This is a genomic window from Microbacterium oryzae, from assembly GCF_030406385.1.
GTDB lineage: Bacteria > Actinomycetota > Actinomycetes > Actinomycetales > Microbacteriaceae > Microbacterium > Microbacterium oryzae_A.
In genome coordinates this window covers 205,660-227,981 of record NZ_JAUEPM010000003.1, presented here as the reverse complement: position 1 = coordinate 227,981, position 22,322 = coordinate 205,660, and the positions used below count along the sequence as shown (strand labels likewise).

25 protein-coding genes are annotated in these 22,322 nt (G+C 71.3%); 15 read left to right on the top strand and 10 right to left on the bottom strand.

The window, feature by feature from the left end:
* Positions 1-86: 86 nt before the first annotated feature.
* The 3 genes from QWJ90_RS07135 to QWJ90_RS07125 form a co-directional block, all read right to left on the bottom strand.
* Positions 87-1,397: a ferredoxin reductase family protein gene (locus QWJ90_RS07135; RefSeq protein WP_290106997.1), complete on the bottom strand. Its 1,311-nt coding sequence runs from the start codon at positions 1,395-1,397 to the stop codon at positions 87-89.
* A gap of 470 nt (positions 1,398-1,867) precedes the next feature.
* Complete coding sequence (locus tag QWJ90_RS07130; RefSeq protein WP_290106996.1) at positions 1,868-2,872, bottom strand: sensor histidine kinase; 1,005 nt, start codon at positions 2,870-2,872, stop codon at positions 1,868-1,870.
* Positions 2,869-3,555: a response regulator transcription factor gene (locus QWJ90_RS07125; protein WP_290106995.1), complete on the bottom strand. Its 687-nt coding sequence runs from the start codon at positions 3,553-3,555 to the stop codon at positions 2,869-2,871. The genes QWJ90_RS07130 and QWJ90_RS07125 overlap by 4 nt, the downstream gene beginning before the upstream one ends.
* 97 nt (positions 3,556-3,652) lie before the next feature.
* Between QWJ90_RS07125 and QWJ90_RS07120 the strand changes: the two genes are divergently transcribed.
* Both QWJ90_RS07120 and QWJ90_RS07115 read left to right on the top strand, forming a co-directional pair.
* Positions 3,653-4,918: an MFS transporter gene (locus tag QWJ90_RS07120; RefSeq protein WP_290106994.1), complete on the top strand. Its 1,266-nt coding sequence runs from the start codon at positions 3,653-3,655 to the stop codon at positions 4,916-4,918.
* 10 nt (positions 4,919-4,928) lie between these two features.
* Entirely contained in the window at positions 4,929-5,630 is a 702-nt protein-coding gene (locus tag QWJ90_RS07115; protein WP_290106993.1) for an aspartate/glutamate racemase family protein, read from the top strand.
* An 8-nt stretch (positions 5,631-5,638) separates the two neighbouring features.
* Here QWJ90_RS07115 and QWJ90_RS07110 read toward each other — a convergent pair whose 3' ends face one another.
* On the bottom strand, positions 5,639-7,483 hold the full coding sequence (locus QWJ90_RS07110) for an N-acetylglutaminylglutamine amidotransferase (RefSeq protein WP_290106992.1): 1,845 nt from the start codon (positions 7,481-7,483) through the stop codon (positions 5,639-5,641).
* A 133-nt stretch (positions 7,484-7,616) separates the two neighbouring features.
* Here QWJ90_RS07110 and QWJ90_RS07105 point away from each other — a divergent pair, with 133 nt between their 5' ends.
* Together QWJ90_RS07105 and fabG are read left to right on the top strand one after the other, a co-directional pair.
* Positions 7,617-8,753 carry a carboxylate-amine ligase gene (locus tag QWJ90_RS07105; RefSeq protein WP_290106991.1) on the top strand — a complete coding sequence of 379 codons (1,137 nt, stop codon included), beginning with the start codon at positions 7,617-7,619 and terminating at the stop codon, positions 8,751-8,753.
* A 39-nt stretch (positions 8,754-8,792) separates the two neighbouring features.
* Complete coding sequence (fabG, locus tag QWJ90_RS07100; protein WP_290106990.1) at positions 8,793-9,503, top strand: 3-oxoacyl-ACP reductase FabG; 711 nt, start codon at positions 8,793-8,795, stop codon at positions 9,501-9,503.
* 3 nt (positions 9,504-9,506) lie between these two features.
* Here fabG and serB read toward each other — a convergent pair whose 3' ends face one another.
* The gene (gene serB, locus QWJ90_RS07095; RefSeq protein WP_290106989.1) at positions 9,507-10,136 is read right to left on the bottom strand and encodes a phosphoserine phosphatase SerB; all 630 of its coding nucleotides are present in this window, start codon (positions 10,134-10,136) and stop codon (positions 9,507-9,509) included.
* A 64-nt stretch (positions 10,137-10,200) separates the two neighbouring features.
* On the opposite strand from serB, the gene QWJ90_RS07090 reads away from it, so the two are divergent.
* From QWJ90_RS07090 to QWJ90_RS07080, 3 genes are all read left to right on the top strand, one after another.
* Positions 10,201-10,998, top strand: a complete 798-nt coding sequence (locus tag QWJ90_RS07090) for an ABC transporter ATP-binding protein (RefSeq protein ID WP_290106988.1) — start codon at positions 10,201-10,203, stop codon at positions 10,996-10,998.
* 72 nt (positions 10,999-11,070) lie between these two features.
* Positions 11,071-11,325: a type B 50S ribosomal protein L31 gene (locus tag QWJ90_RS07085; RefSeq protein ID WP_156241571.1), complete on the top strand. Its 255-nt coding sequence runs from the start codon at positions 11,071-11,073 to the stop codon at positions 11,323-11,325.
* A gap of 65 nt (positions 11,326-11,390) precedes the next feature.
* Positions 11,391-12,233: a class I SAM-dependent methyltransferase gene (locus QWJ90_RS07080; RefSeq protein ID WP_290106987.1), complete on the top strand. Its 843-nt coding sequence runs from the start codon at positions 11,391-11,393 to the stop codon at positions 12,231-12,233.
* A gap of 15 nt (positions 12,234-12,248) precedes the next feature.
* Here the strand turns inward: QWJ90_RS07080 and QWJ90_RS07075 are convergent, their stop codons facing one another.
* Positions 12,249-12,464, bottom strand: a complete 216-nt coding sequence (locus QWJ90_RS07075; RefSeq protein WP_290106986.1) for an SCO4848 family membrane protein — start codon at positions 12,462-12,464, stop codon at positions 12,249-12,251.
* Between the two features lie 95 nt (positions 12,465-12,559).
* Here QWJ90_RS07075 and QWJ90_RS07070 point away from each other — a divergent pair, with 95 nt between their 5' ends.
* Positions 12,560-12,868 carry a helix-turn-helix domain-containing protein gene (locus QWJ90_RS07070; protein WP_156241568.1) on the top strand — a complete coding sequence of 103 codons (309 nt, stop codon included), beginning with the start codon at positions 12,560-12,562 and terminating at the stop codon, positions 12,866-12,868.
* A gap of 6 nt (positions 12,869-12,874) precedes the next feature.
* Here QWJ90_RS07070 and QWJ90_RS07065 read toward each other — a convergent pair whose 3' ends face one another.
* The 3 genes from QWJ90_RS07065 to QWJ90_RS07055 all read right to left on the bottom strand — a co-directional run bounded on the left by QWJ90_RS07065 (position 12,875) and on the right by QWJ90_RS07055 (position 14,968).
* Positions 12,875-13,174, bottom strand: coding sequence for a hypothetical protein (locus QWJ90_RS07065; RefSeq protein WP_290106985.1), 300 nt, complete (start codon positions 13,172-13,174; stop codon positions 12,875-12,877).
* 109 nt (positions 13,175-13,283) lie between these two features.
* Positions 13,284-14,222, bottom strand: coding sequence for a hypothetical protein (locus QWJ90_RS07060; protein ID WP_290106984.1), 939 nt, complete (start codon positions 14,220-14,222; stop codon positions 13,284-13,286).
* A gap of 50 nt (positions 14,223-14,272) precedes the next feature.
* Positions 14,273-14,968, bottom strand: a complete 696-nt coding sequence (locus tag QWJ90_RS07055; RefSeq protein WP_290106983.1) for a phosphocholine cytidylyltransferase family protein — start codon at positions 14,966-14,968, stop codon at positions 14,273-14,275.
* Positions 14,969-15,152: 184 nt separating this feature from the next.
* On the opposite strand from QWJ90_RS07055, the gene QWJ90_RS07050 reads away from it, so the two are divergent.
* Genes QWJ90_RS07050 through QWJ90_RS07040 form a run of 3 tightly spaced genes read left to right on the top strand, consistent with a single transcriptional unit; the run spans position 15,153 to position 17,787 of the window.
* A complete protein-coding gene (locus tag QWJ90_RS07050) occupies positions 15,153-15,947 on the top strand; it encodes an ABC transporter ATP-binding protein (RefSeq protein ID WP_290106982.1) in 795 nt (264 codons plus the stop codon).
* Positions 15,923-17,473 (top strand): hypothetical protein, encoded by a 1,551-nt coding sequence (locus QWJ90_RS07045; protein ID WP_290106981.1) that lies wholly within the window; start codon positions 15,923-15,925, stop codon positions 17,471-17,473. The genes QWJ90_RS07050 and QWJ90_RS07045 overlap by 25 nt, the downstream gene beginning before the upstream one ends.
* A 47-nt stretch (positions 17,474-17,520) precedes the next feature.
* Complete coding sequence (locus tag QWJ90_RS07040) at positions 17,521-17,787, top strand: DUF3039 domain-containing protein (protein ID WP_156241562.1); 267 nt, start codon at positions 17,521-17,523, stop codon at positions 17,785-17,787.
* 39 nt (positions 17,788-17,826) lie between these two features.
* On the opposite strand, the gene QWJ90_RS07035 is transcribed toward QWJ90_RS07040, so the two are convergent.
* On the bottom strand, positions 17,827-19,158 hold the full coding sequence (locus QWJ90_RS07035; RefSeq protein ID WP_290106980.1) for a nicotinate phosphoribosyltransferase: 1,332 nt from the start codon (positions 19,156-19,158) through the stop codon (positions 17,827-17,829).
* A 58-nt stretch (positions 19,159-19,216) separates the two neighbouring features.
* On the opposite strand from QWJ90_RS07035, the gene murI reads away from it, so the two are divergent.
* The 4 genes from murI to QWJ90_RS07015 are packed head-to-tail and all read left to right on the top strand — an operon-like array spanning position 19,217 to position 22,321.
* Positions 19,217-20,035, top strand: coding sequence for a glutamate racemase (murI, locus tag QWJ90_RS07030; protein ID WP_290106978.1), 819 nt, complete (start codon positions 19,217-19,219; stop codon positions 20,033-20,035).
* Positions 20,036-20,049: 14 nt separating this feature from the next.
* Complete coding sequence (gene rph, locus QWJ90_RS07025; RefSeq protein WP_290106977.1) at positions 20,050-20,784, top strand: ribonuclease PH; 735 nt, start codon at positions 20,050-20,052, stop codon at positions 20,782-20,784.
* A complete protein-coding gene (gene rdgB / locus QWJ90_RS07020; RefSeq protein ID WP_290106976.1) occupies positions 20,784-21,380 on the top strand; it encodes an RdgB/HAM1 family non-canonical purine NTP pyrophosphatase in 597 nt (198 codons plus the stop codon). The genes rph and rdgB overlap by 1 nt, the downstream gene beginning before the upstream one ends.
* 26 nt (positions 21,381-21,406) lie before the next feature.
* Positions 21,407-22,321, top strand: coding sequence for a cation diffusion facilitator family transporter (locus QWJ90_RS07015; RefSeq protein WP_290106975.1), 915 nt, complete (start codon positions 21,407-21,409; stop codon positions 22,319-22,321).
* Position 22,322: the final 1 nt, after the last annotated feature.

Genomic DNA, 22,322 nt, shown 5'->3' with positions numbered 1-22,322 from the left:
CTCACAGTGCGGTCGCGGTCGGCGTCGATGTGCGGCCGTCACCGGAGCGGTCGTCGGACGGCGCCAGAGTTCATCCGCAGGACCGATCAGAACGAGAAGCGCTCTTCGTGGACTCGTCGTCGGGGGACTCCGGCGTCCTCGAGTGCTGCACGGATGGAGGACGCCAGCCGTTCCGACGCGCACAGGTACACGTCTCGATGGGTGAGGTCCGGCACGAGCTGATGCAGCCGCGCGGCGCCGAGGTCGGTGGCGGGGTGGCTGGAACGACCGATGATGTAGCGGAGATCGGCGCCGCGCTGGTGCGCGATCAACTCCAGCTCCTGTCGGAACACGAGGTCGTCGAGGGTCGAGGCGCGATAGAGCAGGGTCACGGGCCCCGCGTCGGGCGGAAGCGTCTCGAACAGCGTCCGCATCGGAGTGATGCCGACACCTCCTGCGATGAGGAGCACTCCGTGGCCCGAGCGGCGCGTGGCGGTCATGCCGCCGTAGGGTCCCTCGGCGAGCACCCTGGTGCCGACGGGGATGCCGCGCAGCAGACGGGTCCCATCGCCCGCATCCTTCACCGTCAACCGGAGGGAGCTCGCGGTGGGAGGCGCCGAGAGGGAGAACGGGTGCGTGGACAGCCAGGTGTCCCGGGTGAGGAACCGCCAGCGGAAGAACTGACCCGGTTCCGCCCGCAGCTCGTCCACGTTGCGGCCGGCGACGAGGATCGTCGTCACTCCCGGGCCCTCCTCGATGACCTGCGCGACCCGCATCCGCTGCCGCCACATCGTGACGAGGGGTTCGAGGAGCCGGTACCGCAGGAGCAGCCCGAACGCGACTGTGTACAGCAGCGTCCACAGCACCTGGTGGAGAGGGCGGCCGGCCAGGTCGGGTCCGGCGAGCGCGTGCACGAACGCGAGCGCGATGCCGACGTACATCAGCAGGTGCAGCGCATGCCAGGTCTCGTAGCGCAATCGGCGACGTACCGCCCGCGCTGAGCAGACTCCGGCGCCGAGGATCAGCGCCGTGCCGATCGTCGCGACTCCCAATCCCGGCAGTGCGAGGACGCCGCCGATCGCTGCGGCACCGGTGCCCGTCAACTCCGCGAAGGCGACGGTCGCAGCGACCGCGTGCACCACCGTCGCGATCATCGTGCTGGCGCCGGTGATCGCATGCCATCGGGTCAGCCGGTCCGTCCCGATCGCCCGGTCGAGCAAGGGCGCACGTGAGACGAGGATCAGTGTCACCGCTGCCGCATAGCCGGCGACCATGCCGCCGACGTGCGCCACGGTCGGGATGACCGCGAGCGGCAGTGGTACGCCGATCACCGCGGTCCCGACAGCGAGGATGAGGCCGGCGATGACGGCGACAGTGAAGAGCGCTTCTACCGTGCGCGTGCGGCGCCAGGGCGTCATCGTCCGTTCCCCCGGCGTCCTCCGTCGCCGCGGCGCGACTCGCCGCGGCTACCGGGCGCTGGCTCCGCGCCGACGCCGTCATCGACGCGGGGACCATCTGCACCGCCCGGATCCGCGCCGGTCGCCCCCGGCACGGTGCCGCCCGCTCCGCTTGTGCCCGTCGGTGCCTGAGCGAGGACCGCCGGGTCGACAGGAGAGACGGTGGGCGCCGTGACGCCGATGCTCACAGCGGCGACCACCGCCCCGATCGCGAGCGTCCCCGTGAGGGAGCGTGCGATCGTGACGCGGCTCACGCGCTGTCGCGAAGATCGGTGGCGGGCGCGGCCTCGCTCGGACAACACGTCGGCATCGATCGGGGGAACTGCGGCTGTCATCATGCCGGCACGCTCTCAGCGGAAGGCCAAGACGGCGGCAAGAGTTGTCCGCTCTCATGCAACAGTCAGCCCGTGCAGGGGAGATCGACAGGCGCGCTACCTCGGCGTGCGTCCATGTCCGGGAAGCCGGAGCAGGAACGTCGTGCCCTGGGAGGAGGTGCGTTCGACCGTGACCGACCCGGAGTAGCGAGCGACGACGTCCCGCACCAGAGCGAGCCCGAGCCCGAAGCCGCGCTGCGGGCCGGACGTGCTCGCGCGCGTGAAGCGGTCGAAGACCCGGTTCGGGTCGACGCCGGAGATCCCGCCGCCCTCGTCCGCGACACGGATCTCCACCTGCCGACCGAGTTGCCGCGCGGTGATCCGGACTGCACCTCCGGACGGTGAATGGCGGACGGCATTGTCCAAGAGGGCGGTGAGCGCGCGAGAGACGGCGGCGTGCTCGGCGCCGACGACGATCTGCCCCGGCACGTCGAGGTGAAGACGCACGTTCGCCTCTGTCGCCCGCGGCTCGATCGTGGTGACCGCCTCTCGCGCCGCTGCGTCGAGCCGGGCCGACGCGGCCGTGATCGCAGCGCCGGTCCCCGCCGCCTCGGCAGCGAGCAGCATGTCGGTCAGGACCGTGTCCATCACGGCCGCATCCCGCCGTAGCGACTTGAGCGCGCCGACGACGTCACCACCTCGTTCCGCCCGATGCTGCGCGACCTGGATCCGGCTCGTCAGGGTCGTGAGAGGAGTGCGCAGCTCGTGGCTCGCATCCGCCACGAATGCACGTTGCGCCTGCAGGGCTTCCGCGAGGGGGAGCGCTGCCCGCCGCGCCACCCACCAGGCGGTCACGCTGAGAGCCAGGACACCGAGGACTCCGAGAACGACCACGGGCACGACGACGTCTTCCAGATCCAGGACCCGGTTCCCCCCGCCTCCACCTCCGCCGCCGCGGCCTGGGCCGGGTCGAGAACTGAGTGACGAGACCGTGACGGTGATCACGGAGATCGCGATGACGATCGCGGCGGACGTCACGCCGACCCACAGGCCGACGCCGAGAGCCGAGCGCTGGACCCGCCGCCGATCCGCCGGGACGATCGGTCGATCGTGGCGCGTCATCCCGGCTCTCCCGCACGGTACCCGCGCGCTCGCACCGTCTCGATCATCTCCGGCGAGGCCTTGCGGCGGATGTGATGCACATAGGTGTCGACGGTACCGGCCGACCCGTCCGGGACGACATTGAGCAGGATCTCCTTCCGTGAGAACACGTGCTCGGGGCTGGAGGTCAGCAGCTCCAACACCGCCGTCTCCGTCGCCGTCAACGTGACCCGGCGACCGTCCGGCGCGTACAGAGCCTGCGTCCGCGGGGTGAACAGCCAGTCGCCGATCTCGCGCCGGCTGCCCACCGCCCGCGACCCGCGCCGCAGCGCGCGCAGCCGCGCCAGCAGCTCGGTGAAATCGAACGGCTTGACCAGATAGTCGTCTGCCCCCGCGTCCAGCCCGCTGACCCGATCCGCCACGGCTCCCAGTGCGGTGAGCATCAGGATCGGCGTGGTCAGGCGCGCGGTGCGGACAGCCGCGATCACTTCCGCCCCGGACAGACCCGGCAGCCGCCGGTCGACGACCATCACGTCGTAGCGGAGCGACAGCGCACGCTCCAGACCGGCCTCACCCGTCACCGCATGATCGACCACGTAGGCGTCCGAGAGCACCTCGACGACGATCTCGCCGACCTCGACCTCGTCCTCGATGTAGAGCAGATGAGGACGAGACCTCGATGCAAGTGGATCGTCGGCGGGCATGGAGACCATGCGACCGCAATCTCCTTCACGTTCACTATGACCCAGCTATCGACAGTCGCGCCCTCTGCGCGGGCTGTCGTCGCCCTAGGCTCGACGAATGCGACGAGCGTCCGTCGCGATAGACATCCTTCTGCCTCGAAAGGCCGTCCGCCGCGCCGTGTACTCGCTCCTCCTCGCGATCATCTACATCGCCTTCATCAGCCTCGGACTGCCGGATTCCCTCATCGGCGCCGGATGGCCGGCCATGCAGCGCGACCTCGGCGTGCCGGTCGCCTTCGCCGGCATCATCACGATGATCATCGCGAGCGGCACCATCCTCTCGAGCCTCGCCTCCGAACGTGCCACGCGCCGGTTCGGGACGGGACTCGTCACCGCGGTGAGCGTGGGGCTCACCGCTTCCGCGCTCGTCGGATTCTCGCTGTCCGGCTCCTTCTGGATGCTGTGTCTGTGGGCCATTCCGTACGGGCTCGGCGCGGGCGCCGTCGATGCGGCGCTCAACAACTACGTCGCGCTGCACTATGCCGCCCGGCACATGAACTGGCTGCACAGCTTCTGGGGTCTCGGTGCGTCCATCAGCCCGTTCATCATGAGCCACGCGCTCGCCGCGGGCCAGGAGTGGTCGAGCGCCTACTGGACCGTCGGCCTGATCCAGATCGTGCTCACGCTCGCGCTGCTCGCCACCCTGCCCCTGTGGGGTCGTGTGCACCCGGTCGCCTCCCACCGCTCGCCTGCCGAGCGCGGTGCCGGGGCGGAAGACGAGCCCCCGGAGCGAGGCGGCGGCCACGTCCCGCTCCGGCACGCGCTTCGGATCCCGGGCGTCCTCCTCATCCTCACCGCGTTCTTCGCCTACTGCGCCCTGGAGAGCACCTCGATCCTCTGGGCGTCGACCTACCTCGTCGCGGATCGCGGCGTCGCCCCCGCCACGGCGGCCGCCTTCGCGTCGCTCTATCTGCTCGGCATCACCGCCGGACGGTTCCTGGCCGGTCTCGTCGCGGACCGGATCGGAGACCGCCTGCTCATCCGCGGCGGCTTCGCCATCGTCGGCGTCGGAGCGGTGATGCTGGCCCTCCCGGCGCAGACGGACGCGATCGCCCTCGCCGGGCTCGTGATCGCGGGCCTCGGGTCCGCGCCGATCTATCCCGCGATCATCCATTCGACGCCTGTCAACTTCGGCCGCCGCAACTCGCAGGCCATCATCGGCATCCAGATGGCGGCGGCCTACACCGGCTCCACGCTCGCGCCGCCGCTGTTCGGCGCGATCTCGACGTGGACCGGCATGTGGATCCTCCCGCTGTTCCTCCTGCTGCTGGTCGCCCTCGGCCTGCTCCTGTCCGAACGACTGAATCGGCTCGTGGACGCGTAACCTGTGCCGCATGAAGCGGATCGGCCTGCTCGGCGGGATGAGCTGGGAGAGCTCGGCACTCTACTACCGACTGATCAACGAGGGCGTGCGCGATCGCCTCGGCGGGCTCCACTCCGCCGACTGCGTCATGGTCTCGGTCGACTTCGCGGCCGTCGAGCGGATGCAGGTCGAAGGCGACTGGGATGGCGCGGGCCGGCTTCTCGCGGATGAGGCACAGGCCCTCGTGCGCGCGGGGGCGGAGGTCCTCGTCCTCTGCACGAACACCATGCACAAGGTGGCCGAGCAAATCGAGGAGGCGGTCGACGTGCCGCTGCTCCACCTCGTCGACGTGACGGCTCTGGCCATCCGCAGCGCTGGCTTGACCCGCGTCGCCCTCCTCGGGACGCGGTTCACGATGGGGGAGGACTTCTACCGCGACCGGATGGCCCGCCACGGCGTCGAGACGATGGTTCCGGACGCCGCGGGGCAGGACGTCGTGGACCGCGTCATCTACGAGGAGCTCGTGCGCGGCGAAGTGCGCGAGGCCTCCCGCGAGGAGTACCGCCGGATCATCGCGGCGCTCGCGGCGGAGGGGGCCGAGGGCGTCATCCTCGGGTGCACGGAGATCGAGCTGCTCATCGCAGAGGAGGACAGCCCTGTGCCCGTCTTCGCCTCCACAGCACTGCACGCGCAGGCCGCGGTCGACGCCGCGCTCGAGGAGGCGTCGCGCTGACCGTCGCGTCAGGAGGAGATCCCGTGGCGCTGCAGCCAGAGTTCGAGCACCGCGAGCTGCCACAGCATGTTGCCGTTCACCGGGGTGAATCGCGCGTTCGGCTCCCGCAGGAGCATGTCGACGTAGTCCCGGCGGAAGAGGCCGCGCCGGCGGCTCTCCGGTGACGTCAGCGTCGTCGTCACGAGGTCGAGCACCCGCCCGTCCAGGTGGTGCAGCACGGGCACGGGGAAGTAGCCTTTCGGGCGGTCGATGACCTCGGTGGGCAGCATGCGCCTCCCGAGATGCTTCAGCACCCCCTTTCCGCCCTCGCGTGACTTCAGCTCCGGGGGGCACGAGGCAGCGAGGGCGACGAGGTCCTGGTCGAGGAAGGGCACGCGCGCCTCGAGCCCGAACGCCATGGTCATGCTGTCCACCCGCTTCACGGGATCGTCCGGCATGAGGGTGTGGACGTCGAGCCGAAGCACCGCATCGAGGGGAGTCTCCGCCCCCGGGGCCAGGAGCCTGTGCTCGAGCAGCTCCCGGCTCACGTCACGCTCGCGCAGCCATCCGGGCTCGAGAACCTGCGCCATCTCGGCGTGGTTTCGGTCGGAGAACGACGAGGCGAAGCCGTCGACGATGCCCTCGGGGGTCGCAATGGCGTTGCGGTGGTAGGCGTAGCCGGCGAAGACCTCGTCGGCGCCCTGCCCGCTCTGCACCACTTTCACGTGCTCGGCCACGGCCTCCGAGAGGAGATAGAAGGCGGGCACGTCCTGCGTCCCCATGGGCTCCGTCATCGCGTCCACCGCCCGCGGCAGCACCGCGGCGAGATCCCGGTCCTTCACGCGAAGGCGGTGGTGATCGGTGCCGAAGCGGCGGGCGACCGCATCCGAGTAGACGAACTCGTCGCCTTCGCCGCCGGCTCCGGTCTCGAACCCGATGCTGAAGGTCGGAATCCGTTCGTGGCCGGTCTCGGCCAGCAGGGCGACCAGCAGGCTCGAGTCGAGGCCCCCCGAGAGGAGGACGCCGACCGGCACGTCCGAGACGAGACGCCGTCGGACGGCCGTGGACAGGGATTCGTGCAGCGCCTCCTGCCAGTCCTCGTCACTCCAGCCGGCGCGCTCGCCGACACGCGCATACGCGGGCTGCCAGTAGGTGCGGTCGACGACGGTGCCGGCATGGTCGATGACGCGCAGGGTCGCCGGTGGCAGCTTGACCACCCCGCTGAGGATGGTCCGCGGCGCGGGGACGATGGAATGCCAGCTCAGGAAATGGTGCAGTGCCACGGGGTCGAGGGACGTGTCGACATCACCTCCGGAGAGGAGCGCCGGCAGCGTCGACGCGAATCGCAGGCGCCCCGGCGCGGGGGCCAGGTACAGCGGCTTGATGCCGAGGCGGTCGCGGGCGAGCACGACGCGGCGGCGGCGGGCATCGACGATCACGATCGCGAACATGCCCACGAGGTGGTCGACGAAGTCGAGCCCCCACCGTTCGTAGGCGGCGAGCACGACCTCCGTGTCGCTGGAAGAGGTGAAGCGGTGAATCGACGCGAGTTCGGGGCGCAGCTGCTCATGGTTGTAGATGCAGCCGTTGAAGACGAGAGCGAGGCCACGGTCGTCGTCGGCCATCGGCTGTGCGCCCGCGTCGGTCAGGTCGATGACGCTCAGCCGCCGATGCCCGAGCACGGCCCAGCCGCCGCTCCAGATCCCCTCGCCGTCGGGACCGCGGGAGCCCATGCTCTCCGTCATCGCGCGGACCGCCGCCTGGTCCGCAGCTGCGCTGTCGAACCTGATCTCGCCGGCTATGCCGCACACGATCTCACACGACGCGTTCTCGTCGAACGGCGCAGCCGAGAGGGTCAGGGTCCATGAGCCCATCTCGCCACGGTCCAGGACGATCCGCGTCCCCCTTGACATGCTCCGTCAATCGGTGCCTTCGGGGTTCTACGCGGCCTCGCCCCCGGAAGCAACCGGGTGCTGGTGCCTTCCGCACGCGTGCTGATACTGAGCCATGCGAACCTTCGGAGTCGAGGAGGAGCTGCTCCTGGTCGATGCCGGCACGGGAGTGCCGCTCCCCGTCGCGGCACTCGTCCTCGCCGCGCACGCGAACAGCGCCGCGGGCCCGCCCGGCATCGGGCTCGAAGCCGAGATGCAGCAGGAGATGATCGAGGTGGTGACGTCACCGCACGCTCGGCTGGACGCACTCGCCGACCAGGTCCGAGCCGGGCGCTCGTACGCGGATGCGCTCGCCGCGGGCGCGGGAGCGCGAGCGGTCGCGCTGGCGATGTCGCCGATGCCGGTCGCGCCGCACGCCACCGAGAAGGCGCGGTACGCGACGATGATGCAGCGCTACGGCGTGACCGCACGCCGGAGCCTCGCGTGCGGCATGCACACGCACGTGTCGATCTCATCCCGCGACGAGGGCGTCGCGGTGCTCGACCGCATCCGCGCCTGGCTGCCCGTGCTGATCGCGCTGGCCGCGAACTCGCCCTTCGCCGAAGGAGCGGACACCGGGCACGCCAGCCACCGGAGCATCGCCTGGGGCGAGTGGCAGTGCGCGGGCGGGAACGAGATCTTCGGCTCGGTCGAGGCGTATGACGCCCTCGAGGAGCAGCTGGTCGCGTCCGAGGTCATCCTCGACAGCGGGATGCTCTACTTCGACGCGCGCCTCTCTCGCAGCCATCCGACCGTCGAGATCCGGGTCGCCGACACCTGCCTGCGCGCGGAGGACACCGCATCGCTGGCCGCGCTGACGAGGGCCCTCGTCGACACGGCGGCGGCGGAGTGGCGCGCCGGCGTCCCGCCGATCGCGGCGCCGGCCGCGCTGGTGCGGCTCGCGACCTGGCAGGCGGCGATGTGCGGGGTGCGAGGGCAGCTCGTCCATCCGGTGTCCGGCCGTCCGGAGCCCGCACGGGCCGTCGTCGACGCCCTCATCGCACACGTGCGCGCGTCGCTCGCGCGAACCGGCGACGTGGACGCGGTCGTGACGGGTGTGGAGCGGATCTTCGGTGAGGGCACGGGCGCAGACGTGCTGCGGGGCTTCCTCGCGCAGACGGGCCGGATGGCCGAGGTCGTCGCGCGGGCGATCGAGCGGACCCACGCGACGTGGCGACCTCTGGGCGCGCGTCTCGACACGCGGCCCGCATAAGCTGGTGCGGTTCGTCCCGCCCAGAAACGGAGTCCTGCTGTGAGCACTGATCGCGTCGTCCTCGTCACCGGCGGCAACCGCGGCATCGGCCGCGCCATCGCCGAGCGCTTCGTCTACGACGGCTACCGCGTCGCCGTCACCGCTCGCAGCGGCGAGGGACCGGAGGGTGCGCTCACGGTCCGCGCGGACGTCACCGACTCCGCGTCGCTGGACGCCGCGTTCACCGAGGTCGAGGAGAAGCTCGGCAACGTCGAGATCCTCGTCGCGAACGCCGGCATCACGAAGGACACCCTCATGCTCCGCATGAGCGAGGACGACTTCGACGCCGTGGTGAACACCAACCTCGGCGGCTCGTTCCGCGTCGTGAAGCGCGCGCTGAAGGGAATGATCCGCGCCCGCTTCGGGCGCGTCATCCTCATCTCCAGCGTCGTCGGCCTGTACGGCTCCGCCGGCCAGGTGAACTACGCGTCGTCCAAGAGCGCGCTCGTCGGCTTCGCCCGCTCGCTCACCCGCGAGCTCGGCGCACGCGGCATCACCTCGAACGTCGTCGCGCCCGGCTTCATCGAGACCGACATGACGGCCGAGCTTCCGGAGGCGACCCAGGCCGAGTACCGGAAGGCGATCCCCGCCGGCCGGTACGGCAAGTCGGACGAGGTCGCCGGCGTGGCCGCGTGGCTCGCTTCGGAGGATGCCGCATATATCTCCGGTGCCGTCATCCCCGTCGACGGCGGCCTCGGGATGGGGCACTGACCGCTACGGCAGCAGGCGGATGACCTCGCGCAGGTCGACCGGGCCGATCGCCAGGGGAGCGGCCTGACGCACGGCGGGCTTGGCGTTGAAGGCGATGCCGAGACCCGCGGCCGCGATCATCTTCAGGTCGTTCGCGCCATCCCCGATCGCGATGGTCCGGTGCAAGGGGACGCCGTGCGCATCGGCCCACTCCCGCAGCGACTCGGCCTTCGCGGCGGCGTCGACGATCGGTCCGTCCACCTCGCCGGTGAGGATCCCCTCCTGTGCGCGCAGCCGGTTCGCGCGCCACAGGTCGACGCCGAGATCGGGGGCGACCGTGTCGAGGATCTCGTGGAATCCGCCGGAGACCACTCCGACCATCCCGCCCCGCTCGTGCACGGCGGCGACCAGTTCGCGAACGCCCGGCGTCGGCTCGATGCGGGCGAGAACGCGGGCGAACCCGGCGACGGGCACCCCCGCGAGAGCCTTCACGCGCGAGCGCAGGCTCTCGGCGAAGTCGACCTCGCCCCGCATGGCGGCCTCCGTGGCCGCGGCCACCTCGGGACCTCGCCCCGCCTCGTCGGCGATCAGTTCGATGACCTCGTTGCGGATGAGGGTGGAATCGGCGTCGAGCACGACGAGAAAGCGAGTCACGATGAACGAGGGTAGCGGGCGCGCCCCGGCCGGCCCGACCCGACGGGATCGGTAGGCTGGAACCATGCTCCCCGTGCTCTCGTTCGACGGCGTCGTGGTGCGCCGCAATGGCCGCAACATCGTCGACGGCCTCAGCTGGACCGTCAACGACGACGAGCGGTGGGTCGTGCTCGGCCCGAACGGCGCGGGCAAGACCACCCTGCTGCAGATGGCCGACGCGTACCTGTACCCGACCACCGGCACCGTCGACGTGCTCGATGAGCGGCTCGGTCGCACCGACGTGTTCGAGCTGCGCCCGCGCATCGGCTTCGCCTCGAGCGCGATGGCCAAGCGCATCCCCGCCGACGAGACGGTGCTGAACACCGTGCTCACCGCCGCGTACTCGGTGACCGGCCGGTGGAACGAGGAGTACGAGGGGATCGACGAGCGTCGCGCTCGCCGCGTGCTGGAGGAGTGGCGTCTCGAGCACCTCGCCGAGCGCGAGTTCGGGACGCTGAGCGACGGCGAGCAGAAGCGCGTGCAGATCGCTCGCGCCATCATGACCGACCCCGAGCTGCTGCTCCTCGACGAGCCGACCGCCAGCCTCGACCTCGGCGCGCGCGAGGTGCTGCTCGAGCTGCTGAGCGGCTACGCGACCGCGCCGGAGACCCCCGCCATGGTGATGGTGACGCACCACGTGGAGGAGATCCCCGTGGGCTTCACTCACGTGCTGCTGCTGCGCGACGGCAAGCCCGTCGCCGCCGGCCCGCTCGCCGAGGCCCTGACGGCCGAGAACCTCACCGAGACGTTCGGACTCCCGATCACGCTGACGGAGGAGGGTGGCCGCTACGCCGCCCGCGCCGTGGCGGCCTCCGGCGTCTGATAAGCTTGGGCTTTGGTGCTTCTGCGCCCGCAGACTTTCTCATCCGATCGACTCGATCCCGCAAGGACAACCATGAAGACTGACATCCACCCGACGTACCAGCCGATCGTCTTCCGCGACCTCGGCTCGGGCGAGACCTTCCTCACCCGCTCCACCGCCACGAGCAACAAGACGATCGAGCTCGACGGCGTCGAGTACCCGGTCATCGACGTGGAGATCTCGTCGGCGTCGCACCCGTTCTACACGGGCAAGCAGCGCATCATGGACTCGGCCGGTCGCGTCGAGAAGTTCAACCAGCGCTTCAAGGGCTTCGGCGGCTCCAAGTAATCGTCGAGCTCGACACGGAAGGCCCCGCTTCGGCGGGGCCTTCCGTCGTTGCATAGGCTGTGCCCATGACTTCAGGCGACGTCGCCATCGGATGGTCGGAGGCGCGAGACGCGAACCTCGCGAACTGGGAGGACCGCGTCCCGCTCCACGAGGAGGCGTACGGGCTCGACGCGTACGACGACCCGGCGCACTTGTCCGACGTCGTGCGCCACGACCTGGCGGCACTCGAACCGTTCGCGTCATCCGTCGCGGGGCTCGACGTCTGTCATCTGCAATGCCATATCGGCACCGACACGGTCTCCCTCGCGCGGGCGGGAGCACGCGTGACGGGGGTCGACTTCTCACCCGCGGCGCTTGTCGCGGCAGCGCGGCTTGCCCGGCGCGCCGGGGTCGAGGCGACGTGGGTGGAGAGCGACGCGCTCGAGGCGCGGGCGGCGGTCGTGGGCGACTTCGACCTGGTCTACACGAGCATCGGCGCCATCTGCTGGCTGGCCGACCTCGACCGATGGGCGAGCCAGGTCGCCGCGCTGCTGCGCGACGGCGGCCTCTTCTACATCCGCGATGGCCATCCGATGCTCTACGCGCTCGACGAGGACGCGTCGGGGCTGCAGCTGCGCTACCCGTACCTGTCCGACGGCACCGCGGTGAGCTGGGATGACGCGTCCACGTACGCCGGAGACGGCACCGTCGCGCACACCCGCACGTACGAGTGGCCGCATCCGCTGTCGGAGATCGTGAACGCGCTCATCGGCGCCGGCCTGCGGATCCTGCGTCTCGACGAGGGCACGCTGCTTCCATGGCGCTTCAGCGAGCGGATGGTGCCGGTCGACGGCGGATGGGCGTGGCCGGCCGAGGAGCGGCGGATCGTGCCGTGCACCTTCACCGTCGTCGCGCAGAGAGCCGGTTGAGACTGCGCCGGGACGTCAGTCGAGGAGACCCCACACCCCGGCGACGGCAGAGGCCAGCGCGAGGAGGAGCGCGAGTCCGATGAGGGTCGCGTGCACCGTGTAGAAGGCGGTCTTGCGCCCCTCGGCGTCGCGCGCACGCGGATCCGCGGTGATGCGCTTCCAGAACCGGGGCCAGACGACGACGTTGAAGACGGCGTTGACGAGCAGGAGCACGGAGAGGAGGACGGTCACCGGACGAGTCTACGCAGAGGGCCCTCGGTGCGGTGGCATATAAGCTACCGCATAGGTCCTTAACCTTTTCCTGCGGTCGTCGGGATGCTGGGAAGATGCCAGACCCTCACTCCGCCGCTGCGCTGAAGGTGGGGCAGAAGATCGCCGAGCTGCGACATGCAGCCACCCTCAGCGCGAAGAAGCTGGCGGAGTGCGCGGACCTCGACCTGACGCACCTGCAGCGCATCGAGAAGGGCGGTGGCAACCCGACTCTGGTGACGCTCGTGCAGATCGCGGTGGCTCTCGAAGTGGACCCGGGAGAGCTGATCGCCGGCATCGACGCCGACGATCTGCCGAGCGGGCGGCGCCCCTACGGCTACACGCGGCGTGAGGAGTTCCGGCGGCAGCCCCGGTCCTGGGGCTGACGAGGCTCAGATGCAGAAGCGCCACAGGTACTCCTCATCATCGCCGAGGCGAAACCAGGCGACGCTGACGATCGCGGAGCCGAGGTCGCGGTCGCAGAGGCACAGCTCGTGCACGTCGCCGGGCATCACGAGCCCCCAGTGCTCGCCGCCGGGCGGTGAGCCGTCGTCGTGCACGAACACCCGCACGCCGGCAGCGGGCTCGAACGAGCGGTTCGCGACGCGCGGGTGGGCGATATCCGTTCGATTCACCCGCCAGGGGACGCGGTAGGCGAGCGGAGGGCGGGCGGTGGGCAGAAGCGTGAGCATGCCCCGACGGTAGGAGCGGGCACCGACGCGGATGACCCGCGGGCCGCCGGAAGACGGCCTCCTGGGGAAGGACGGACGGGAACGCCAGCCTGTGCACGAGGTGTGCGGGTCAGCCCTGCGCGGGCTCGGCCCCGGGCAGGTCTCGGTCCTGCTCGTGCTCCGCGGCGTCCGCGCCCTTCCGCCTGGGGAGCGGGAGGGCTCGGGGCAGGGACGCGACGCGCCGTCCCATGCCGCGGGCGGCCGCTCCGATGCCGTGGATCGCCGCGCTCTCGATCCGTCTCGCGTCCGGATCGGGGTCGAGCCACTCGGGCAGCTGAACGGGAGCGGGACCGAAGGCGCGGCGGGAGGCCACGACCACGCGTCTGCCCAGCACGTGGTTCCCCACGCCGCCGACGACCGCTCCTGCGCCGAAGGGGAGCGCCTTGCCGACGAGGCTCGCGCCACCGCGCACGGCGAACTGGTGGATGAAGGCGGCCTTCAGACGGTCGACGATGGGAGCGAGCGCGGCGCGTGGGAGGGTCTTCGTGATGAGGTCGCCCCAGTGCGCGGAGAGAGAAGGGCCCTTGCCGACGACCTGCGCGGCGAGATTGCGGACGAGGTTCACGCCCTCCTCGCCCATCATGAGGGTGAGCACGAGAGCGCGCGCGCGGTTCGGGTCGTCGACCGCGAAGCCGTGCACCTCGGCGAGGGATTGCGCGAACAGCGCCGTCGCCTCGACGAATCCGACTGTCTCCGCTCCCGACAGGGCGAGCGTGATGCCGGTGCCGACGCCGGGCACGACGGCTGCGGCGCCGACAGCCGCGCCGCCCGATGTCACGCCGACCAGGTAGCGCCGCTCCAGCATCCGCACCACCTCGGCGGGAGTCGCGTCGGGGTGGCGGAGGCGAATGGAGCGCAGGTGTGCGAGCACCAGGGGCCGCTGCACGCCGAGCACGCGATCGAGCGCGCGGATGGCGACGGGATGCTCGACGGAGCCGACGGGCGGAAGCCCGCCGCTCCAGGGCGCGTCGTCCGGAAGCGAGTGGATGCGGTGAACCCTGTCGGCCATCCCGCCGATGGTACCGCCCCGGCCGGGGGTGCGGCTCGGAGGGTCGGGGCTCAGAGGAGTGCGGCGTTCGCGCGCTCGAGGTCCTCGGCGAAGTCCACCTCGACCGCGTACAGGTCGGAGACGTCCATCGGCAGCAGCCGCAGGCCGTCCTCGGCGACGGCGAGTTCGAGGCCCCGCTCGAAGTAGTCCTGGTCGTCGACGCGCGAGAGCTGGCGCATGAAGGCGCGCTTGTCGGCCTGCGAGATGTAGTTGATCCCGACAGCCTCTCCGATGCCGCCCACCACGGTCTTGGACAGCTCGTCGATGAAGCCCTCCGCCGTGACGGTGTACTTCACCTCCTCGTCGCTGACCTTGGCGGTGTTGACGGTGACGAACGACTGGTCGCTCTGGATGTGCCCCATCGCGCGGTCGAGGATGCGGGGGTCGAACACGACGTCGCCGTTCATCCAGAGCACGCCGCCGCGGCCCGTCGCCGTGAGGGCACGCAGCAGGCTCTTCGAGGTGTTCGTCTGGTCGTAGCGCTCGTTGTAGACGTAGTTCGCGTCGGGGAAGCGCTCGACGATGTCCTCGGCGCGGTAGCCGACGACGGTCGTGATGCGCGCGTCGCCGCCGAACGCCGCGCGGATGTTCTCGTGCTGCTGCTGCATGATCGAGCGGCCGTCGCTGAGCACGGTGAGTGATTTCGGCAGCACGCGGCCAAGGCGCGATCCCATGCCGGCAGCGAGGATGACGGTCTGAATGGGCATGCGGGGCTCCTCTGGTCGGTTCCTGGCCGGTTCACCGGACATTCACGATGAGATGGTCTCTCCAGGGTAGCGACGGAGCCCTCGATGGGCGAGAATGCCCGCTCATCGGATGGACATTGCCAGGAGGACGTGACCGGATCGTGACCGGGCCAGGCCGATCACGGCGGCTTGATACGTTGGGGCGGTGACCGAGGCCGAGAACCGCGATACCGAGCCGGGCGTTCCCGCGCTGGCGCTTCAGGGCGTCTCGAAGTCCTATGGAGGCACGCATGCCGTCGCCGGCATCGACCTCGAGGTCCCCGCCGGCATGTACTACGGCCTGCTCGGCCCCAATGGGGCTGGGAAGACGACGACGCTTTCGATGATCTCCGGGCTCCTGCGGCCCGATCGGGGCGAGATCCGCGTGTGCGGCGTCGACCTGCGCGCCGACCCGCGCGAGGCGAAGCGGCGGATGGGCGTGCTCCCGGATCGCCTGCGCACCTTCGACCGGCTCACCGGCCGTCAGATCCTCCACTACACGGGCATGCTGCGCGGCATGAAGGCCGACGTCGTCGCCGACCGCACCGCCGACCTCGCGAATGCGCTGGACCTCGACGACGCGCTCGGCCGCGTGGTGTCCGACTACTCCGCCGGCATGACGAAGAAGGTCATGCTCGCGGCCGCCATGCTCCACTCGCCGCAGCTGCTCGTGCTCGACGAGCCCTTCGAAGCCGTCGACCCGGCCTCGGCCGCCAAGGTCCTGGAGATCCTCGACGCCTACGTCGCCCGCGGCGGCACGGTGCTGCTCTCGAGTCACGGTATGGACCTCATCGAGAAGACCTGCGCGCGCGTGGCAGTGCTCGTCGCCGGCCAGGTGCTCGAGGAGGGCACGGTCGACGACGTGAAGGGCGACCTCACGCTGGAGCAGCGCTTCGTCGAGCTCGCCGGCGGTCTGGGCGAGGTGGAGGGGCTCGAGTGGCTGCACACGTTCTCCGGCTGAGGGCGGCGCTGCTCCTCGGAGCGCTCCGCGCGCCCGACCGCAGGCCGGCGCGCATCGCCGCCGCGACCATCCTCGCCGTCGTCGTCGTGATCGTCGCCGTGCGCGGGCTCGCGCTCGCGGCGCTCCCCGACACGACCGCGGCCGCCGTGCTGGTGCTGGCCGGCTCGGCGCTCACCGTCGCATTCGCGCTCGCGCCGCTGCTCGCCGCGGCCGCGGACCCGCTTGACCCGCGTCGCTTCCGGCAGCTCGACGCGCCGCCCGCGCCGCTCGCGGGGGTGCTCCTGCTGGCGGCGGCGGTGAGCGTGCCGACCTGGGTGCTCCTCGCCTACGAGATCGTGGCCGCCGTCATCTGGGCAGGGATGGGGGCGCCGACCGCCGCCGTGGTGTTGGGAGCCCTCCTGCACGCGCTGATCTGCGTGCTGCTCGCCCGCGTCGCGATGGGACTCCGCTCGGTGCTCGGCGGGGAAGCGGGCGTCCCCGGCGTCGGGGGAGCGGCCATCGCCGCCCTGCTCGTCGCGGCCGCGCCGGTGGTCGTCCTCGCGGCGCCCGCCGCCTCACCGGGTGGCGCGCTCGAGCGCGTGGCCGATCAGCTCGTCCTCTCGCCGTTCGCGCCGGGCACGGGCCTCGCCGCCGCCGCTGAGCGCGGCGACGGGACCGGCGTCGCCGTCGCCGTCGGGGTCGTGATGCTCGCCGCGTGCGCGGCCGCGTGGTTCGCGGTCGTGCGACGACTGCTCACCACCGTCGAGCACCCCGTCGCCGCGCGCGGCGGCGCCGGTCTCGGCTGGTTCGCGCTGCTGCCTCGGAACGCGGTGGGCGCCGTCGCCGCCCGCAGCCTAGTCTACGGACTGCGCGACAGTCGCTACCTCGCGAACCTCCTCGTCGTCCCGGTCGGCGGGGTCCTGCCGGTGGTGCCGCTGCTTGTCGCGGGCGTGCCGGCGGAGATCGCCGCGCTCGTGCCGGTTCCGCTCATGGCACTCTTCTACGGATGGCTGCCGCACAACGACCTCGCCTACGATGCCTCGGCGGTGTGGCTGCACATCGCCACCGGTGTGCGGGGCGTCGCAGACCGTGCCGGCCGTCTTGCTCCGGTCACCGTCGTCGCCGTGCCCGTGATCGCCGTGGCCACGACGATCTGCCTCCTCGCGAGCGGTCGCCCTGACGCGCTGTGGCCCGTGCTGGCGCTCGCGCTGGCGCTGCTGCTGTCCGGCTACGGTCTCTCCAGCATCGCCTCCGTCGTCGCGCCCTATGCGGTCGCGCGACCGGGCGACGGCCCCTTCCAGCAGCCGCAGCGCACGGTGGCGACGGGAACGTGGTCGCAGGCCCTCGTGCTCGTCGGCACGGTCGTCCTGTCGGCGCCCACTGCGTGGCTGGCGTGGCGGGCGATCTCCGCGCAGACGAGCGCGATGCCCGCGGTGCTCGTCGGCCTCGCGACCGGCGTGGTCGTGCTGCTGGCGGGCATCCGCATCGGCGCCAGGGTGTTCGACGCGCGCGGCACCCGGATCATGGAGTTCGCCGCCGCGAGCTGACGTCGCCCCCCGTCCGCGGCCGGTCGGTCGCGGCTAGACTGCACGTCATGAGCACTCCCCTTGACAGTCCCGATCAGGGCGGCACGGCACTTCTCGACCGCGAGCTCGAAGAGCTCCTCCGCGAGGAGACGATCGAACCCGGAGACCACGAGCGCTTCTCGCACTACGTCAAGAAGGACAAGATCCTCGAATCCGCGATGACCGGGAAGCCGGTCCGCGCGCTGTGCGGGAAGAAGTGGACGCCGGGCCGCGACCCGGAGAAGTTCCCCGTCTGTCCCACCTGCAAGGAGATCTACGAGTCCATGCAGCACTGAGAGAAGCCGCCGGCGCAGACGCCGGCGGCTTCCTCCGTGTCAGCGGTCGCCCGCGTCGGCGTAGACGGTGGGGATGGCCGGATCGGACTTGCTGAGGGCGAGCGCGCGGACGGGCAGCTCCTCGCGCACGGCGAGGTGATGCGCTCGCGCGGCCTGCACGCCCGCGGGGCCTTCGCAGGAGACGTCGGTCTCGCCGTGGTCGACGAGCGTGACCTGCAGGGCGCGGCCGTCCGCGACGTCGTCGGCGGCGGGCAGCTCCTCGAAGCCGTCGGCGATCTCCACGTACTCGTCCACCGCGACGCCGTTCTCCAGGCGGCGGAAGGCCCGCTTGCGGCCGCCCTGCGAGCCCTTGCCCTCCGCCTTCTTCGCGACCGACACCCATCCGCCATCCGCGCCCTGACGCGCGACGAGCTTGTAGACCATGCCCGCCGTCGGGTAGCCCGAGCCGGTGACGACCGACGTGCCGACGCCGTACGCGTCGACGGGAGAGGCGGCAAGGGCCGCGATGGCGTACTCGTCGAGGTCGCTCGTGACGGTGATGCGCGTCTCGGTCGCCCCCAGCTCGTCCAGCTGCGCACGCACCTCGCCCGCCACGATGGGCAGATCGCCGGAGTCGATGCGCACGCCACCGAGGCCGGTGCCGGCGACCTGCACGGCGAGCTCGACGCCGCGGCGGGTGTCGTAGGTGTCCACGAGCAGGGCGGTGCCCGGTCCGAGCGCGGCGACCTGCGAGCGGAAGGCGTCTTCCTCGCTGTCGTGCAGAAGGGTCCAGGCGTGGGCGGCTGTGCCCATCGTCGGCAGGCCCCAGATCCGGCCGGCCTCGAGGTTGCTGGTCGCATGGAACCCCGCGATGTACGCCGCGCGGGCGGCCGCGACGGCGGAGTGCTCGGCCGCGCGGCGCGAGCCCATCTCGGCGAGAGGCCGGTCGCCCGCGGCGATGCTCATGCGCGCGGCGGCCGTGGCGACCGCAGCGTCGTGATTCATGACACTGAGCGCGAGCGTCTCGAGGATGACGGCGTCGGCGAAGGAGCCCTCGATGGTGAGGATGGGGGAGCCGGGGAAGTACAGCTCGCCCTCGCGGTAGCCGGTGATCGTGCCGCGGAAGCGGTAGGTCTCGAGGTGACGGATGGTCTCGGGACTGACGACCTTCTCGTCGCGCAGGAAGCGCAGCTCGTCGTCGCCGAAACGGAAGTCCCGCAGCAGCGCGAGGAGGCGTCCGGTGCCGGCGACGACGCCGAAGCGGCGACCTCCCGAGAGGCGGCGGGCGAACAGCTCGAACACGCAGCGGCGATCGGCGGTGCCGTCGCGCAGCGCGGCGTCGAGCATGGTCAGTTCGTAGCGGTCCGTCATCAGGGCCGTGGAGGCGCTCATGGCGGTCAGCCTACCGGCGCGGGCGCGCCCCTCCGCCCGACCGGTACGCTGGGACATCGTGAACAACGCGCCGATCGGGATCTTCGACTCGGGCGTCGGCGGGCTCACCGTGGCGCGGGCGATCAGCGACCAGCTGCCTCGTGAGTCGCTCGTCTACGTCGGCGACACGCTGCACTCGCCGTACGGACCGAAGCCGATCGCCGATGTCCGCCGCTACTCGCTCGAGGTGCTCGACACCCTCGTCGAGCAGGGCGTGAAGATGCTCGTCATCGCCTGCAACACGGCCTCTGCCGCCATGCTGCGCGATGCCCGGGAGCGCTACGACGTGCCGGTCGTCGAGGTCATCGGCCCCGCGGTCCGCACCGCGATCGCTGCGACCCGCAACGGCCGCATCGGCGTGATCGGCACGGAGGGGACGATCGGCTCCGGTGTCTATCAGGACATGCTCGGGGTGAACCCCGGCATCGAGGTGTTCACGGCGGCGTGCCCGCGCTTCGTGGAGTTCGTCGAAGCTGGCGTCACCGATTCCCCGGAGCTCCTCGCGGTGGCGGAGGAGTACCTCGCTCCGCTGCAGGCCGCCGACGTCGACACGCTCGTGCTCGGCTGCACGCACTACCCCTTCCTCAAGGGCGCGATCAGCTACCTGATGGGCGAGGGCGTCTCGCTCGTCTCCAGCGACTCCGAGACCGCGAAGGACGTCTACCGCCAGCTCCTCTCGAACGGCCTCCTCGCCGACCGGGGCGCCGAGCCTGCGCACACGTACGAGGCCACCGGTGCCGACACCGCGACCTTCACCACCCTCGCCAACCGCCTGCTGGGCCGCGAGGTGCGCGACGTGCGCCTCGTCCGCACCGGCGCGATCGACCTCCCCCGATGAGAGAAGAAGACACCATGACGCAGCGCGCCGACGGCCGCACCCCCGACCAGCTCCGCCCCATCACGATCGAGCGCGGCTGGAGCAGCCAGGCCGAGGGCTCCGCCCTCATCAGCTTCGGCGGCACCAAGGTGCTCTGCACGGCGTCGTTCACGAACGGCGTGCCGCGCTGGCTGACCGGTCAGGGCAAGGGCTGGGTCACGGCCGAGTACGCGATGCTCCCGCGCGCGACCAACGACCGCAACCAGCGTGAGAGCGTGAAGGGCAAGATCGGCGGGCGCACGCACGAGATCTCGCGCCTCATCGGCCGCGCCCTGCGCGCCGTCGTCGACACGAAGGCCCTCGGCGAGAACACGATCGTCATCGACTGCGACGTGCTGCAGGCCGACGGCGGCACCCGCACCGCCGCGATCACCGGCGCCTACGTGGCACTCGCCGACGCCATCGAATGGGGCCGGCAGCGCAAGTTCGTCGGGCAGAAGTCCCGCGTGCTCATCGACTCCGTCGCCGCGGTCTCCGTCGGCATCATCGACGGCGTGCCCATGCTCGACCTGCCCTACGTGGAGGACTCCCGCGCGGAGACCGACATGAACGTGGTCGTCACCGGCCGCGGACTCTTCGTCGAGGTGCAGGGCACCGCCGAGCGCGCGCCGTTCGACAAGCGCGAGCTCGACGCGCTGCTCGAACTGGGTGTGAACGGCTGCGCCGCCCTGCGCGACCATCAGCTCGCGGCCCTCGGTCAGGAGGCGTGATGGTGCAGCGCATCGTCCTCGCCACGCACAACGCCCACAAGGTCGCGGAGTTCCAGGGGATCGTCGCCCGCACGCGCCCCGACTTCGAGGTCGTCTCGTACGACGGGCCCGAGCCGGTTGAAGACGGCACCACCTTCGCCGAGAACGCCCTGATCAAGGCGCGAGCCGCGGCCGCCCACACGGGTCTGCCCGCGATGGCCGACGACTCCGGCGTCTGCGTCGACGTGCTCGGCGGCTCGCCCGGCGTGTTCTCCGCGTACTGGGCGGGCCATGCGAAGGACGACGCGGCCAACCTCGCGCTGCTCCTCGACCAGATCTCCGACATCGCCGATCCCCATCGCGGCGGTCACTACACGTCGGTGATCGCGCTCGTGACCCCCGAGGGCGCCGAGCACGTCGTCGAGGGCGTCTGGCCCGGGCGCATCGCGCTCGAGCCACGCGGCGCGGGCGGCTTCGGCTACGACCCCGTGTTCGTCCCGGATGGCCAGGGCGAGGAGGAGCGGACCGTCGCCGAGTGGACGGCGGAGGAGAAGAACGCCGCCTCCCACCGAGCGCGCGCGTTCACCCAGCTCGGGCCGCTGCTCGCCGCCCTCTGAGGCGCTCGCACGCCTAGCCTGGAGGCATGCACGATCACGCCCCGGGCATCCGCGGCGCCGACAGCAGGCGCCTGCTGGCGATCTCGCTGTCGCTGACGGCCGCGGTCTTCCTCGTTCAGCTCGTCGGCGCCCTCGTCTCGGGGTCGCTCGCGCTGCTCGCCGATGCCGTGCACATGCTGACCGACGCGGTGGCGCTCGTGGTCGCCCTCATCGCGAGCGCGGTCGCCGCGCGCCCGGCCGACGACCGGCGGACGTACGGCTACCGTCGTGCCGAGGTCCTCGGCGCCCTCGTGAACGCCGTCATCCTCATCGTGCTCAGCGTCTCGGTGGCCGTCGAGGGCGTCCGTCGCCTGCTGCGACCCGACGCCTACGAGGTCGAGGGCGGCTGGATGGTCGTGGTAGCGCTCGTCGGCCTCGTCGCGAACGCGATCTCGCTCTGGCTGCTCAGCGCCGCCCAGCGACACAGTCTGAACGTGCGCGGCGCCTACCTGGAGGTGCTCGGCGACCTCGTGGGGTCGGTGCTCGTGATCGCGGCGGCCCTCGTCATCCTCGTGACGGGCTGGGCGCCGGCGGACGCGATCGCCTCGCTCGCCATCGCCGTGCTCATCGTGCCGCGCGCGGTCGTCCTCCTGCGGGAGGTCATCGGGGTGCTGTCGGAGTCCGCACCCGCGGGGACGAGCGTCGCGGCCATCCGCTCGCATCTGCTGGCGGCCTCCGGCGTCGCCGACGTCCACGACGTGCACGTGTGGCAGCTCACGCGCGGGGCGCCCGTCTTCACCGCGCACGTGGTGGTCTCGCCCGATGTCGTGGCGGAGGGACGCAGCGCCGCCGTGCTCCGTGACCTGCAGGAGTGCCTCGCAGACCACTTCGACGTCGCGCACTCGACCTTCCAGATCGAGGAGGCCGGGCACGCCGACCGCGACGACGGCCGGCACGCCTGAC